Source organism: Pseudoalteromonas sp. SCSIO_11900, from assembly GCF_000576475.1.
Taxonomy (GTDB): Bacteria; Pseudomonadota; Gammaproteobacteria; order Enterobacterales; family Alteromonadaceae; genus Pseudoalteromonas; species Pseudoalteromonas tetraodonis.
Map to the genome: position 1 here is coordinate 1048200 of NZ_KK070023.1, position 14484 is coordinate 1062683.

A 14484-nucleotide genomic window follows, 5' to 3' on the forward strand; every position below is an offset into this window, starting at 1 on the left:
TTTTGTTACTTATTCTAATTGTCTCAGTTTATGCTCAACCAGCGGGTCGTCTGGCGCTAGCTGTTGAGCCACTTCTAATAGTTTAATGGCATCATTTGGATTCTCATCTTGATGCTTAATGGCTACGTCTATTAAAGGTTGAATATCAATTTTTTCTTGGTGCTCTTGCACGTGCGCTGCTTTTTCGTCGATTAAAATAGTGTGAGCGGTACTTAATAACGCTTGACGATGCGGCGAATTAGCATTGGCTTTATTAAGTTTTTTATAATAATCCTCTTTTAAACGCAGTGTTTTTGTTTGTAACCTAAATTGTGCAATGTCGATTTGTTGATTAGCAATAAAATCAACAGCCACTTGTTTATAAAACCCAAACTTATTTAAATAGGTGGTATGGGTGCCGTGCCCCATCCCAAACACGCGTAAGTGAGTGAGCTGCTTATAGCGTTTAGCATGTTGGCGGTCAATGCGGTTGGTTGGGTCGTAAATAATGTAGCCCTCTGCATCCCCTAAATCTAAATCATGGTAGTCACCTTGCCAGTCATATTGCTGGGCAATGTCGGTACTTGAGCGGTCATCCCAAGGGGCGATAAGTTTGTTTTTAGTGCTAACAGGATGGAAAAGCAGCACTTTGTCGAGTTTGAGTAATTTAGCAAATGCACCCACAGCAAAGCCGCCACGACTAAGTCCATAACCTAGCTTGGTTTCAAAAGGAGAGAGTAGGGTTGATAGTTGCTCAATAAAAAAGATTAAATTGCGGTTACGAAACCAATTACTTTTACCCAAATGCTGAAACGCAATAATATTAACGTTTTGCTTTTGAGCTAAATGATAGCCCCAAGGTGCAAAGTCTTCGTTCAAATCACGCTCTTGTACATCAGTACCGGCAGGTGAAAAAGTAAAAAGCAGGGGTTTGTTGAGATCAACAAAGTGATATTTTACATACACATCACCGAGTAAATCCCCACTAGAGGTAGGTAGTTTTGCTTGCTTCTCATTATCGCTGAGAGTTAACCATTCATCTAACCAGTATAGTAATTTCATTTTTCCTCCAGTGCGCACAAGCTGCAGATCATAGCAAATCTGAGGGCATAAGAGAAATTGAGCCAAGCTATGCTGCGCTGGTGGAGTGCCTTTTTAATGGTAAAATGTATGTTACCTTTGCGACTACTAAGCCATGTTCAAAATTTCATTCCAGTCATTTTCGGTCACTGGCATGACCGATAAACGCCCCCCTTTTTTAAGAGCAATGTCTGTCACTGACTCATTTGCCTTAATTGCTTGCAAGCTCACTATGCTACTGAGATGAGAATGGTAGGTTACTTCCACCACAAACCAACGGGGGGTCTCAACGGTTGCTTTGGCATCATAATAATCGCTACTTAAATCAAACTGAGTCGGATCAGGGTAAGCGGCTTTAGTGACAATTCCTATTCCCGCAACACCAACCTGTTTACAGCTAGAATGATAAATCATCACCAAATCGCCCTTTTGTACATCATCACGAATAAAGTTACGCGCTTGGTAGTTTCGCACGCCTTCCCATAACGTGGTTTGCTCTGGGGCTTGTTTTAAGTCATCAATTGAAAAGGCGTCGGGTTCGGTTTTAAACAGCCAAAAAGCCATATTAGTTTTCCTCACTCAGTGTGTTGGTATTTTTCCAGTATTGTATAGTATCATTTAGAAATTAGGGGATTGAGGAAGAAATAATGAGCCAAGTATTAGATGATTTATTGTCGTTGTTATCACTTGAAGAAATTGAACAAGGTTTATACCGCGGACAAAGCCAAGACTTAGGTTTTAGAGCGGTGTTTGGCGGTCAAGTTATGGGGCAAGCGCTTTCAGCAGCCAAAGAAACACTGCCAGCGGGGCGAATTGTTCACTCATTACATTCTTACTTTTTACGCCCTGGCGACGCTGAAAAACCGATTGTGTACGATGTAGAAGCTATACGTGATGGTAAAAGTTTTAGCACTCGACGTGTCAGTGCGATTCAGTACGGTAAACCAATTTTTTACATGACGGCGTCGTTTCAAGGTGAAGAGCAAGGGTTATCGCATCAAGCGACCATGCCAGATGTTCCAGCTCCTGAAGAGTTACGTTCTTCATTAGAGTTTTATCAAGAAAATGCAGAGCATATTCCAGAAGCTATCCGTAATAAATTTATTCGTGAAATGCCGATTGAAATGCGCCCAGTGAATTTTCATAACCCCTTTAAACCAGAAGCCATTGAACCAGTAAAACATATTTGGTTTAAAGCCAATGGCGATATGCCTGACGATCAACGTATTCATAACTATTTATTAGCGTATGCGTCCGACTTTGAATTTTTACCAACCGCATTACAACCACATGGCGTGTCGTTTATGCAGCCGAATATGCAAGTGGCGACGATTGACCATGCTATGTGGTTTCATCGTCCGTTTAGAATGGATGATTGGATTTTATATACTATTGATAGCCCAAGCGCGAGCTCAGGAAGAGGGCTGGTACGTGGGCAGTTTTTTGACCGCCAAGGAAACTTGGTAGCCTCTACTATTCAAGAAGGGGTAATGCGCCAGCGCTAATCCTAATACCCACTATATTGAATACCTTCAATATAGTGGGTATGGTTTTATTTTACTTGCATTGAGCGTGCACAATATCTGTTATTGACTGCCAAATACGTGCCGGTAATAGCGTTTGTAGTTGCTTGTAAGTCTCGCACAACGCTGGGCTGCCTTGTAAGCCACTGTCTGATTCACTAATCAGCTTTTGTTCGCGTAGGTTTGAAATAAAGCTACTGAGTACCTTTTTATCAAAAAACTCTGGCGTTTTAATGCCATGTAACGTACCCAAGCGCTGCGCCAGCACATAGCTTTCACGTTCAAGCTCTGCTTTTTCAATCCCTTGGCTGGTTTGAATAAAGCCAATCACAATCGCATAACGTTGCAAAGTAAAGCTCAATGCACGACCGAGCATTTCGAGCTTGGCAAAGCTATCGTTATTTTGAGTCACTTTAATGTTATCACCATCAAGCGCAATTAAGCCTTGATCACTAAAGTTAGTTAAAATACGAGTAACGTAGCTCTCATCTAACTCTTGCAAGTACCACTCTTTAGCAAACAATGGATAAAAAGATTTCACCAGCTGATGGCACTGAGTTACGGTGCTTTGATGTTGCTTAAATAAATGCAGCGCCACTAAACTAGGCACCGCAAAAATATGCAAAATGTTATTACGGTAATAGTTGAATAAGGTTTTTTCTTTATCGCTTATCGCAATTATTTCGCCAAACTCATCACTGATCACGTCAAACTTGTTAAGTTTTAAGGCATGTTCAAGTAGCTGCTCTGGTGTTTCATCTGGTGCGGTTATTTTACTGCTATAGCTTGCTTCACGTTGCAATCGTAAGTAAAACTCAAGCTGAGCTAACAGCTTTGGCTTACTCAATGCCTGCTTATCGTTTACCAGCAGTATCATCGCCAGTAGGTTAACAGAGTTAAGTGCGGCGGCATTGTTAATTTTAACCATAACCTGATCTGCAAGGTTAGCCACCTGCGGCCCTAACCATTGTGGTTTTTGCACATCGGTTGCATGAATTGATTCACGCCAGTCAGGCTGGTTATCATTTAAATACTGATTGATAGAAATAGGGTCGCCAAAGTTTAAATAACCACGACCATAGTTTTTTAAATTTTTAATTGCTTTAAAAATACCTAATATCGACTCGCCTTTTTTATCGTTCCCAGCCAGCTCTTTTAAATAGGTATTGATTTCCATGACGTGCTCGTAACCAATATATACCGGCACAATAGATATCGGTCTGTCTATACCGCGCAACATGGCTTGCATTGTCATTGCGAGCATGCCTGTTTTAGGGGGTAGTAAACGTCCCGTTCTGCTGCGCCCACCCTCGGTATAAAACTTTACCGAGTAACCTTTGATAAATAACTGGCTTAAGTATTCTTTAAATACCGCTGAGTAAAGTTTGTTACCAGCAAACGAGCGGCGAATAAAAAACGCGCCACTGCGGCGGAATATGCCACCGGCTGGGAAAAAGTTTAAGTTAATACCCGCTGCAATATGCGGTGGAACAAGCCCTTGATGGTAAATAGAGTAGGTCAGTAGCAAGTAATCCATATGACTACGATGACACGGCATGTAGATTATTTCATGGCCTTTGTTGGTTAGGTCATGGATTTGCTCGGTGTACTTTATATCAATCCCATTATACAGCTTGTTCCAAAGCCAGGTTAATATGCGATCGGCAACGCGAATGGTGGCGTCGCTGTAATTAGCAGCAATTTCATCAAGAAGCTTTAATGCGTTTTGTCGCGCTTGGGCTTGGCTAATATTTTTTTCAGACGCTTCAGTTTGAATCGCTTTTTTTATCGTTGGGGATGCCAGTAGTGAGCTAAATAATTGATCTCGTGATGGGATTTTAGGCCCTGTGGCAGCCAGCTTCTGGCGCTTAAAGTGTACTCTAGCTACGCGAAGTAGTTTATGCGGAAGCTCATTTACATCGGCTTTTTCGTTCACCAATAGTGATAAATCGAGTGGTTGGCTAAAACGAATAAAGTTGTCTCTCCCTGAAAAAAGTACAACAAATATTTTTCTAAACCAGCTGGGCGTAAGTGAGTGCGAAAGTAAAGTACTCAGTCCTGGCTTCTCTTTACCCGGCGCTCTGCCCCATAAAATAGTCACAGGCACAACCTGCACATTTTTTTGGCCACTATATAATAAATGTTCAATGATTTGCTTGCCCTGATCTAATGCGTTGGTAGGCTTTTCTTTATTACCAAATAACGGTGGTGGGTTTTTAATGCCAATAAAACGATCTAACGCTTGGTCACCTAACACTTGCTGCTCGGTAGGGTCGGGCAAGCCATTTCGTTTACATACGCGCGCGAGTGCCGCTAAATCAAAGCGTGAATTTAAACGCACTATATAAAAGGTCGGGTTTTTAGGGTTTAACTCAAATTGCTCTAACGGCTTCTCCGGCAGTACTTTGCTTTTAACAAACAAGCGGCTAATACCACCAGAGATAAGATTTAAACCATAATTTAAAATACGCATTGACTCACCATAAGAGAGTAGTTACCCAAATCAATATGGGTATATAACAGCAAAATTAGCGCATAGGATAACATATAATCTAAAAAATCCTCTGCAGATTAATCGACAAGCTATGACATTATAGTGACATCATCACTTCCATTACGTTCACTATTGATAAACTTGACTGTTATTTAAACGACAATTACAAGGCAATTATGTCTAAATAGTTGTTGCATTTATCACCAGCATCATTATAATACGCAGGCTTTCAAAATTCCCTCGGGAACAAGAAAGAATAAATTAAGCTTGGATTTCAAGCTAATAAACAGGAGTTCCGATTTGGAACTCAACGTAGATATAATCTAACAACCGGCATCTTAATTATTAAGATTGTTTCGGTCGTTTTTTTATGCTCTTTAAATGCTCTTTATATTGAGGTTTAAGAATGTCAAATCAACGCATTCGTATTCGCCTAAAAGCTTTTGACCACCGTTTGATTGACCAATCAACGGCGGAAATCGTGGAAACTGCGAAACGCACTGGCGCACAAGTACGTGGTCCAATTCCACTACCTACACGCTTTGAACGTTTTACTGTACTTACATCACCGCACGTTAATAAAGACGCGCGTGATCAGTACGAGATCCGCACCCATAAACGTCTGATCGACATCGTAGAACCAACTGACAAGACTGTAGACGCACTTATGCGTTTAGACCTTGCTGCTGGTGTTGATGTTCAAATCAGCCTGGGTTAATCGGAAGATTAGAGAGGTTTTAGGAAAATGGCATTAGGTCTAGTCGGTCGTAAAGTGGGTATGACACGTATCTTCACTGAAGATGGTGTATCTATCCCTGTGACAGTTATTGAAGCGACTCCTAACCGCATTGCTCAGATCAAATCTGACGCAACAGACGGTTATAACGCGCTTCAAGTAACCGCAGGCACTAAAAAAGCAAGCCGTGTAAACAAAGCAACAGCGGGTCACTTCGCTAAAGCTGGTGTTGAAGCGGGTCGCGGTCTGTGGGAATTCCGCCTAAATGGTGGTGAAGGCGATTTTGAAGTAGGCGCAGAGCTTACGGTTGAATTATTCAACGAAATCAACAAAGTTGACGTAACCGGTACTTCTAAAGGTAAAGGTTTCCAAGGTGGTGTTAAGCGCTGGAATTTCAGCATGCAAGACGCTACACATGGTAACTCTCTATCTCACCGTGCTCCTGGTTCAATCGGTCAAAACCAATCACCTGGTAAGGTGTTTAAAGGTAAGAAAATGGCCGGTCAAATGGGTAATGAGCAAGTAACAACTCAGAACCTTGAACTAGTTCGCGTTGACGCTGAGCGTAACCTGCTTTTAGTTAAAGGTGCAGTACCTGGCGCTATCGGCGGTGACGTTATCGTTAAACCAGCTGTTAAAGCATAAGTCCTGGAGATTTAGTGATGGAATTAGCAATTAAAGACGCTTCTGGCGCTCTTGAAGTTTCTGAAGCTACTTTTGGACGTGAGTTTAACGAAGCATTAGTACACCAAGTAGTTGTTGCATACGCAGCAGGTGCTCGTCAAGGTACTCGTGCTCAGAAGACACGTTCTGAAGTAAGCGGTGGTGGTAAAAAACCATGGGCTCAAAAAGGTACTGGCCGTGCACGTGCTGGTACAATCCGTAGTCCAATTTGGCGTTCAGGTGGCGTTAGCTTCGCAGCTAAACCACAAGACCACAGCCAAAAAGTAAACCGTAAAATGTACCGCGGTGCGATCAAAAGCATCTTATCTGAATTAGTTCGTCAAGAGCGTTTAATCGTTGTTGAAAGTTTTGGTCTTGAAGCACCAAAAACTAAAGAACTAGTTGCTAAGCTTAAAGAACTTGAGCTTAAAGATGTTCTTATCGTGACTGAAGAAGTAGATGAAAATCTTTTCTTATCGGCACGTAACCTGTACAAGGTTGACACACGTGATGTAGCTGGTATCGATCCTGTAAGCTTAATAGCTTTCGATAAGGTACTAATTACAGCTGCTGCTGTTAAGCAACTTGAGGAGGCGCTAGCATGATCCGTGAAGAACGTCTTTTAAAAGTGATCCTTGCTCCACATATCTCTGAAAAAAGCACAATTGCTGCTGAAGAAAACAACACAATTGTTTTCAAAGTAGTAAATGATGCAACTAAAGCTGAAATTAAAGCGGCAGTTGAGAAGCTTTTTGAAGTAGAAGTAACTGGTGTTCGCACACTTAACGTTAAGGGTAAAACAAAACGTACTGGCATGCGTTTCGGTCGTCGTAGCGACTGGAAGAAAGCTTACGTTACTCTTAAAGAAGGTAGCGAGCTGGACTTTGTCGGCGGCGCCGAGTAATAAGGGGAGTTAGAATTATGGCACTTCAAAAGTGTAAGCCAACTTCTGCGGGTCGTCGTCACCTAGTTAAAGTGGTTAACCCAGATTTACATAAGGGTAAACCTTACGCACCACTATTAGAGAAAAACTCTAAATCAGGTGGTCGTAATAACAATGGTCGTATTACGGTTCGTCATATCGGTGGTGGTCATAAGCAGCATTACCGTTTAATCGATTTTAAACGTACTAAAGATGGCATTCCAGCCACTGTTGAGCGTTTAGAATATGATCCAAATCGTAGCGCAAACATCGCTCTTGTATTATATGCAGACGGTGAGCGTCGTTACATTATCGCACCAAAAGGCTTAAAAGCTGGCGATGCAATCCAGTCTGGTGTTGATGCACCAATCAAACCTGGTAATGCATTACCAATGCGTAATATGCCTGTAGGTTCGACTGTTCACAACGTAGAACTTAAACCAGGTAAAGGTGCTCAAATTGCACGTTCTGCTGGTGCATACGTTCAAATCCTTGCACGTGATGGTCAATATGTAACATTACGTCTTCGTTCAGGCGAAGTTCGTAAAGTTGAATCTGATTGTCGTGCGACACTAGGTGAAGTAGGCAATGCTGAGCATATGCTTCGTTCACTTGGTAAAGCAGGTGCAAATCGCTGGCGTGGTATTCGTCCGACAGTTCGTGGTGTTGCCATGAACCCGGTTGATCACCCACACGGTGGTGGTGAAGGTCGTACATCTGGTGGTCGTCATCCTGTGTCTCCATGGGGTAAGCCGACTAAAGGTGCTAAGACGCGTAAGAACAAGCGTACGGATAAATTTATAGTACGTCGTCGTACTAAGTAATATTGAGGAATAGCCATGCCACGCTCTCTCAAGAAGGGTCCTTTTATAGACCTACACTTGCTGAAGAAGGTAGAGAAAGCTTTGGAAAGCGGTGAAAAGAAGCCAATTAAAACTTGGAGCCGTCGTTCAATGATCATACCTAACATGATCGGATTGACCATTGCTGTCCATAATGGTCGCCAGCATGTACCAGTTTTCGTTTCTGACGAAATGATCGGTCACAAACTAGGTGAATTTGCACCAACTCGCACTTACCGTGGCCATGCTGCGGATAAGAAAGCGAAGAAACGTTAAGAGGGGAAGATAAATGCAAGCATTAGCTAAACATAAATTCGCCTCTGGTTCGGCGCAAAAAGCACGTCTAGTTGCAGATCAGATCCGCGGGTTACCTGTCGATCGCGCACTAGAAATCCTGGCGTACAGCCCGAAAAAAGCGGCTGTATTAGTTAAGAAAGTACTTGAGTCTGCTATTGCTAACGCAGAGCATAACGAAGGTGCTGACATTGATGAGCTACGTGTAACAACGATCTTTGTGGACGATGGTCCAACAATGAAACGTATTATGCCACGTGCTAAAGGACGCGCAGACCGCATCCTTAAGCGTACAAGCCACATCACTGTTGTGGTTTCAGATAGCTAGGAGATATAAGTAATGGGACAAAAAGTTCATCCTACTGGTATTCGCCTAGGTATATCTAAACCTTGGGTTTCTACCTGGTACGCGAATTCAAAAGATTTCTCTGCACAGCTTTTTGGCGATCACAAAGTACGTACATTCCTTACTAAGGAATTAAAAGCGGCTTCTGTGTCTAAAATCGTTATTGAGCGTCCAGCAAAATCTATCCGAGTAACTATTCACACGGCTCGTCCGGGTGTTGTTATCGGTAAAAAAGGCGAAGACGTAGAAAAATTACGTCAAGCGGTAACTAAAATCGCTGGTGTACCTGCTCAGATTAATATTTCTGAAGTACGTAAACCAGAACTAGATGCACAACTAGTAGCAGACGGCATTGCCTCTCAGCTAGAGCGTCGTGTTATGTTCCGCCGCGCTATGAAGCGTTCGGTACAAAATGCAATGCGCATCGGTTCTAAAGGGATTAAAGTTGAAGTTAGCGGTCGTCTTGGCGGCGCAGAAATCGCACGTTCAGAATGGTATCGTGAAGGTCGTGTACCTCTACATACTCTTCGTGCTGATATCGACTACGCAACTTCTGAAGCCTTAACCACTTACGGTATCATTGGTGTTAAAGTTTGGATCTTCAAAGGCGAAGTTATTGGTGGTTTACCACTAGTACAAGAGCAAGAGAAGCCAGCTAAACGCGCACCAAAGAAAGCCAAAAAAAGTGCTAAGTAGAGGTAGCGAGTAATGTTACAGCCAAAACGTACAAAATTCCGTAAAATGCACAAAGGCCGCAACCGCGGTTTAGCGCAAAACGGTAACAAAGTAAGCTTCGGTACTTTCGGTTTGAAAGCTACTGGTCGTGGCCGCATGACTGCTCGTCAAATCGAAGCAGCTCGTCGTGCTATGACGCGTCACGTGAAACGTCAAGGTAAAATCTGGATCCGTGTCTTCCCTGACAAGCCGATCACAGAAAAACCTCTTGAAGTTCGTATGGGTAAAGGTAAAGGTTCTGTTGAATATTGGGTTGCTGAAATTCAGCCTGGTAAAGTACTTTACGAAATGGAAGGTGTTTCAGAAGAGCTTGCTCGTGAAGCGTTTAACCTTGCTGCTCGTAAACTGCCATTCAAAACAACTTTCGTAACTCGGACGGTAATGTGATGAAAGCAAGCGAACTAAAAGATAAAAGCGTAGAAGAGCTAAATGCTGAACTTCTAGGTCTTCTTCGTGAGCAGTTTAACCTGCGCATGCAAGCAAGCACTGGTCAGTTAGCTCAGACACACACGCTAAGAACAGTACGTCGCGATATCGCGCGTGTAAAAACAATTATTAACCAGAAGGCAGGTCAATAATGAGCGATAAAATTCGTACTCTTCAAGGCCGTGTAATCAGCGACAAGATGGAAAAATCTTTCACTGTTGCTATCGCACGTTACGTGAAGCACCCAATTTATGGGAAATTCATCAAACGTACGACTAAGTTACACGTACATGACGAAAATAACACTGCAAAAGCGGGTGACACTGTCACTATCCGTGAATGCGCTCCAATCTCTAAGAACAAATCTTGGACTTTGGTAGATGTTGTTGAACGTCCAAAACAAGCTTAATTTTTAATTAAGTCTGTTTTATGAAAAGCCCCGGCATTAGCTGGGGCTTTTTACGTTTAGAGCAGTTTTTAGCGGTAAACTTTCAGCCTTTAGCTGGCAGAAGTAAATTATAGCGCCGTAGTTTGGGCTGAGTGTTACGAAGCTAAGTGCAAAAATAATATTATAAAATGGGCGTATTGTTAAATTAGAATTTCATAAAAGGCAATAAAAACCCTTTAGGTTAATTTCACTGGTTTTTTAACTAGGTTAATAACTAAATGGAATATCAAAGCAGATTCTATTCTTTTTTTATCTATGCTTAGACGGCTATCCTGCATACTCAATTAACCTCAACAGAACCTTCTGAATGAGGTGGCACTCATTTTAAACAATGTGAACAAGCATTGTGTTTAACGTTCAGGGTTATGAGGAAAAATTCATGTTGTTAGGTCAACTCAATGCGTTAGCAAGTCCGCTTTCGCAAGAGCAAGTTCAAAAGCTACAAGGTTTAGTGGCTGAGCTTAATCCAATTCAGCAAGCGTGGGTTAGCGGCTATTTGGCTGCTAATGCTAATTCAGCAGCGCTAGGTGCGCCAATTGCAGGTACACCGGCAAGCTCTGAGGCAGCCGTACTTACTATTTTGTATGGTTCACAAACAGGTAACGCTAAAGCGGTGGCGACTAAGCTTAAAGAGCAAGCTGAATCTCGTGGGCTAGCTGCAAAGCTGGTTAGCATGTCAGATTACAAACCGACCGCATTGAAAAAAGAAAAGTTTTTAACCGTTGTTGTATCAACTTATGGTGAAGGTGAGCCACCAGAAGACGCCGAAACACTGTATGAATTTTTAATTACCAAAAAAGCGCCAAAGCTTGATGGTGTTAAAGTCGCGGTATTAGGTTTAGGTGATTCTAGCTATGAATTTTTCTGTCAAACCGCTAAAGACTTTGAAGAGCGTTTAACTAACCTCGATGCAGAGGTTATTTATCAACGTGCCGACCTAGACGTTGATTACGATGACGAAGCCGCCACTTGGATCGAGGGCGCATTAAATGCGTTTGAGCCAGATTTAAAAGCTCAGCAAGATGCCACAGGCGGCCAAGTTGTATCAATGCCATTTGGTACGCCCACAACAGCGGCTAGCCAATACACTAAGCAAAACCCGTTTGCGGCAGAGCTAAGCTTAGTGCAAAAAATTACCGGTCGTGATTCAACCAAAGATGTACGCCATATTGAAATTTCACTTGAAGGGTCTGACATTACCTATACGCCGGGTGACTCGTTAGGCATTTACTTTTTAAATGATGAAGCCCGTGTAGATGAGCTACTAGCGCAAACGCAAATTGATCCAACTAGCCGCGTCAAACTTGGCGATGAAGAACTTAGCGTGCGTGATGCCTTAATTGAAAAACTAGAGCTGACACAATCGTACCCTGGTTTTGTAGAAAAATATGCCACGGCTACAGGCACGCCTGAACTTCTTAAGCTTGTGGAAGATAAAGCCGCAATGCGTGAATACATTGAGCCACGCCAAATTTTTGATGTGGTTGCACAAAACCCAGCTAAATTAGAGGCACAAACACTGGTTGATTGCCTACGTAAATTACAAGCGCGTTTATATTCAATTGCTTCTAGCCAAAGCGAGGTTGAGGACGAAGTGCATTTAACTATTGCACTGGTTGAGTTTGAAGCGTTTGGCACAGAGCATTTAGGTGGCTGTTCAGGCTATTTAGCACGCCGAGCGCAAGAAGGCTGTAAAGTAAAAGTATTTAGTGAACATAATGACAACTTCCGCTTACCAGTAAATGATGACACACCGATCATCATGGTAGGGCCAGGTACAGGTATTGCACCGTTCCGTGCCTTTTTACAAGAGCGTGATGCGCGAGAGGCTACGGGTAAAAACTGGCTGTTTTTTGGTAACCCACACTTCACCCAAGACTTTTTATACCAAGTAGAAATTCAAGGTTACTTAAAATCAGGCTTGTTAAGTAAAGTCGATGTGGCGTTTAGCCGTGATCAAGCAGAAAAAGTTTACGTGCAAGATAAGTTACGTAAAAACTCAAAAGAAGTGTTTGACTGGTTAGAAGCGGGTGCTCATTTTTATGTGTGTGGCGATGCAAACCGCATGGCTAAAGATGTACACAATGCCTTAATTGATATCATTAGCGAAAATACCGGCAAAAGTAATGAAGAGGCCGACCAATATTTAAAAGATTTGCGTAGCGCAAATCGCTATCAGAAAGACGTGTACTAAGTACACGTTGTTTATTTTATTAAAAGCTAACAGCCGTCACTGTAACAAATTTAGGATTTAAAATGAGCGAACAAGATAAAACCGTAAAGCTTTCTGATAACGAACGTTTAAAAAGAGAAAGTAACTTTTTACGCGGCACTATAGCGCAAGACTTAAAAGATGAAATTACCGGTGGTTTTACTGCCGATAATTTCCAGTTAATTCGTTTTCATGGCATGTACCAGCAAGATGACCGCGATATTCGTCCCGAGCGTGCTAAACAAAAGCTAGAACCACTACATAATGTCATGCTGCGTGCGCGTATGCCTGGCGGCATTATTAAGCCCGAGCAATGGTTAGCAATTGATAAGTTTGCTGGGGAGAAAACCAGCTATGGCAGTATTCGTTTAACTACGCGCCAAACATTTCAGTTTCATGGTGTATTAAAACCTGAAATTAAAGGTATGCACCAATTACTTAATAGCGTGGGTATTGATTCTATTGCAACCGCCGGTGACGTGAACCGCAATGTACTTTGTACCACTAACCCTGTTGAGTCTGAGTTACACCAAGAGGCGTATGAGTGGGCGGCAAAGATTTCTGAGCACTTATTACCTAAAACCAAAGCGTATGCAGAGATTTGGCTCAATGGCGAAAAAAGTGAAACCACAGAAGAGCCAATTTTAGGCTCAACTTATTTACCGCGTAAGTTTAAAACCACAGTAACAATTCCACCAAATAATGAAGTGGATGTTCATGCAAACGACTTAAACTTTGTGGCAATTGCTGATAACGGTAAATTAGTTGGTTTTAACGTGCTAGTAGGGGGGGGGCTTGCCATGACCCACGGTGATACTGCAACGTATCCACGTAAAGCCGATGATTTTGGTTTTATTGCCCTTGAAGATACCTTAAAAATTGCGGAGCACGTAGTGTCTGTGCAACGTGATTGGGGTAATCGTTCTAACCGTAAAAACGCAAAAACTAAATACACACTTGACCGTGTTGGGTCTGATGTATTTAAAGCAGAAGTTGAAAAACGTGCAGGCGTGAGTTTTGCACCAAGCCGCCCTTATGAGTTTACTCATCGAGGGGATCGCATTGGTTGGGTTGAAGGCATTGACGGTAAACATCACTTAACGCTCTTTATTCAAAGTGGTCGTATTTTAGATTACCCCAATAAGCCACTAAAAACAGGGTGTCGTAAGATTGCAGAAATTCATCAAGGTGATTTTCGCATGACCGCCAATCAAAACTTAATTATTGCCGGTGTGCCTGCGGATCAAAAAGCAATTATTGAAAAAATAGCGCGTGAACACGGTTTGATTGATGACAAAGACACTGAGCAACGTAAAAACTCAATGGCGTGTGTGTCACTGCCCACTTGCCCTTTAGCGATGGCTGAAGCCGAGCGTTACTTACCGAGTTTAATTGAAAAAATAGAAGGCTTATTGGCCAAGCATGGAGTACCAAATGACAGCATTATTATGCGTGTGGTTGGTTGCCCTAACGGCTGTGGTCGTGCCATGTTAGCTGAAGCTGGATTAGTAGGTAAAGGCCCAGGTAAGTACAACGTTTACCTTGGCGGGAATACGGAGGGGACGCGTATCCCTAAGCTTTATCTTGAAAATGTGGGCGAAGAAGTTTACCTAGAGGCATTTGATAAGCTTATTGGGCAATGGGTTAGTGAGCGCAATGAAGGCGAATGCTTTGGTGATTTTGTTATTCGCAAGGGTATTGTTGCAGAAGTAAAAGTATCTGTTACCGATTTTTACGCATAATTTAAAAGCAGCGCACCGCGCTGGTGAGGTTTAAAATTGACC

At 42.5% G+C, this 14484-nt stretch carries 17 protein-coding genes; 14 read left to right on the top strand and 3 right to left on the bottom strand.

Translation table 11 applies throughout. The features are described from left to right. Nucleotides 1-9 precede the first annotated feature (9 nt). Together BG00_RS04865 and BG00_RS04870 are read right to left on the bottom strand one after the other, a co-directional pair. Nucleotides 10-1041, bottom strand: a complete 1032-nt coding sequence (locus tag BG00_RS04865) for a hypothetical protein (RefSeq protein WP_036980898.1) — start codon at nucleotides 1039-1041, stop codon at nucleotides 10-12. 126 nt (nucleotides 1042-1167) lie between these two features. Continuing rightward, entirely contained in the window at nucleotides 1168-1623 is a 456-nt protein-coding gene (locus BG00_RS04870; protein ID WP_036980901.1) for an EVE domain-containing protein, read from the bottom strand. A gap of 83 nt (nucleotides 1624-1706) precedes the next feature. Here BG00_RS04870 and tesB point away from each other — a divergent pair, with 83 nt between their 5' ends. After that, a complete protein-coding gene (gene tesB / locus BG00_RS04875) occupies nucleotides 1707-2564 on the top strand; it encodes an acyl-CoA thioesterase II (RefSeq protein ID WP_036980904.1) in 858 nt (285 codons plus the stop codon). Nucleotides 2565-2616: 52 nt separating this feature from the next. Here tesB and plsB read toward each other — a convergent pair whose 3' ends face one another. After that, complete coding sequence (plsB, locus tag BG00_RS04880) at nucleotides 2617-5055, bottom strand: glycerol-3-phosphate 1-O-acyltransferase PlsB (RefSeq protein WP_036980905.1); 2439 nt, start codon at nucleotides 5053-5055, stop codon at nucleotides 2617-2619. A gap of 427 nt (nucleotides 5056-5482) precedes the next feature. Between plsB and rpsJ the strand changes: the two genes are divergently transcribed. The 13 genes from rpsJ to cysI all read left to right on the top strand — a co-directional run bounded on the left by rpsJ (nucleotide 5483) and on the right by cysI (nucleotide 14442). Further along, nucleotides 5483-5794, top strand: a complete 312-nt coding sequence (rpsJ, locus tag BG00_RS04885; protein WP_002957900.1) for a 30S ribosomal protein S10 — start codon at nucleotides 5483-5485, stop codon at nucleotides 5792-5794. Between the two features lie 27 nt (nucleotides 5795-5821). Next, nucleotides 5822-6457: a 50S ribosomal protein L3 gene (gene rplC, locus BG00_RS04890; RefSeq protein ID WP_008108338.1), complete on the top strand. Its 636-nt coding sequence runs from the start codon at nucleotides 5822-5824 to the stop codon at nucleotides 6455-6457. Between the two features lie 17 nt (nucleotides 6458-6474). After that, nucleotides 6475-7080, top strand: coding sequence for a 50S ribosomal protein L4 (rplD, locus tag BG00_RS04895; protein WP_008108340.1), 606 nt, complete (start codon nucleotides 6475-6477; stop codon nucleotides 7078-7080). Next, nucleotides 7077-7379, top strand: coding sequence for a 50S ribosomal protein L23 (gene rplW, locus BG00_RS04900; protein ID WP_006791359.1), 303 nt, complete (start codon nucleotides 7077-7079; stop codon nucleotides 7377-7379). The genes rplD and rplW overlap by 4 nt, the downstream gene beginning before the upstream one ends. 17 nt (nucleotides 7380-7396) lie before the next feature. Continuing rightward, nucleotides 7397-8221 (top strand): 50S ribosomal protein L2, encoded by an 825-nt coding sequence (rplB, locus tag BG00_RS04905; protein ID WP_007376192.1) that lies wholly within the window; start codon nucleotides 7397-7399, stop codon nucleotides 8219-8221. 15 nt (nucleotides 8222-8236) lie between these two features. Continuing rightward, on the top strand, nucleotides 8237-8515 hold the full coding sequence (gene rpsS, locus BG00_RS04910; protein WP_004588689.1) for a 30S ribosomal protein S19: 279 nt from the start codon (nucleotides 8237-8239) through the stop codon (nucleotides 8513-8515). Nucleotides 8516-8528: 13 nt separating this feature from the next. Beyond that, nucleotides 8529-8861 carry a 50S ribosomal protein L22 gene (rplV, locus tag BG00_RS04915; RefSeq protein WP_004588690.1) on the top strand — a complete coding sequence of 111 codons (333 nt, stop codon included), beginning with the start codon at nucleotides 8529-8531 and terminating at the stop codon, nucleotides 8859-8861. A 12-nt stretch (nucleotides 8862-8873) separates the two neighbouring features. Then, on the top strand, nucleotides 8874-9575 hold the full coding sequence (gene rpsC, locus BG00_RS04920; protein ID WP_008108350.1) for a 30S ribosomal protein S3: 702 nt from the start codon (nucleotides 8874-8876) through the stop codon (nucleotides 9573-9575). Between the two features lie 12 nt (nucleotides 9576-9587). Further along, a complete protein-coding gene (rplP, locus tag BG00_RS04925) occupies nucleotides 9588-10001 on the top strand; it encodes a 50S ribosomal protein L16 (protein ID WP_008108352.1) in 414 nt (137 codons plus the stop codon). Beyond that, on the top strand, nucleotides 10001-10192 hold the full coding sequence (rpmC, locus tag BG00_RS04930) for a 50S ribosomal protein L29 (RefSeq protein WP_004588692.1): 192 nt from the start codon (nucleotides 10001-10003) through the stop codon (nucleotides 10190-10192). The genes rplP and rpmC overlap by 1 nt, the downstream gene beginning before the upstream one ends. After that, nucleotides 10192-10449, top strand: coding sequence for a 30S ribosomal protein S17 (gene rpsQ / locus BG00_RS04935; RefSeq protein WP_008108356.1), 258 nt, complete (start codon nucleotides 10192-10194; stop codon nucleotides 10447-10449). The genes rpmC and rpsQ overlap by 1 nt, the downstream gene beginning before the upstream one ends. 418 nt (nucleotides 10450-10867) lie before the next feature. Next, complete coding sequence (locus tag BG00_RS04940) at nucleotides 10868-12682, top strand: assimilatory sulfite reductase (NADPH) flavoprotein subunit (RefSeq protein ID WP_036980909.1); 1815 nt, start codon at nucleotides 10868-10870, stop codon at nucleotides 12680-12682. 62 nt (nucleotides 12683-12744) lie between these two features. After that, nucleotides 12745-14442, top strand: coding sequence for an assimilatory sulfite reductase (NADPH) hemoprotein subunit (gene cysI / locus BG00_RS04945; protein ID WP_028835920.1), 1698 nt, complete (start codon nucleotides 12745-12747; stop codon nucleotides 14440-14442). Nucleotides 14443-14484 lie beyond the last annotated feature (42 nt).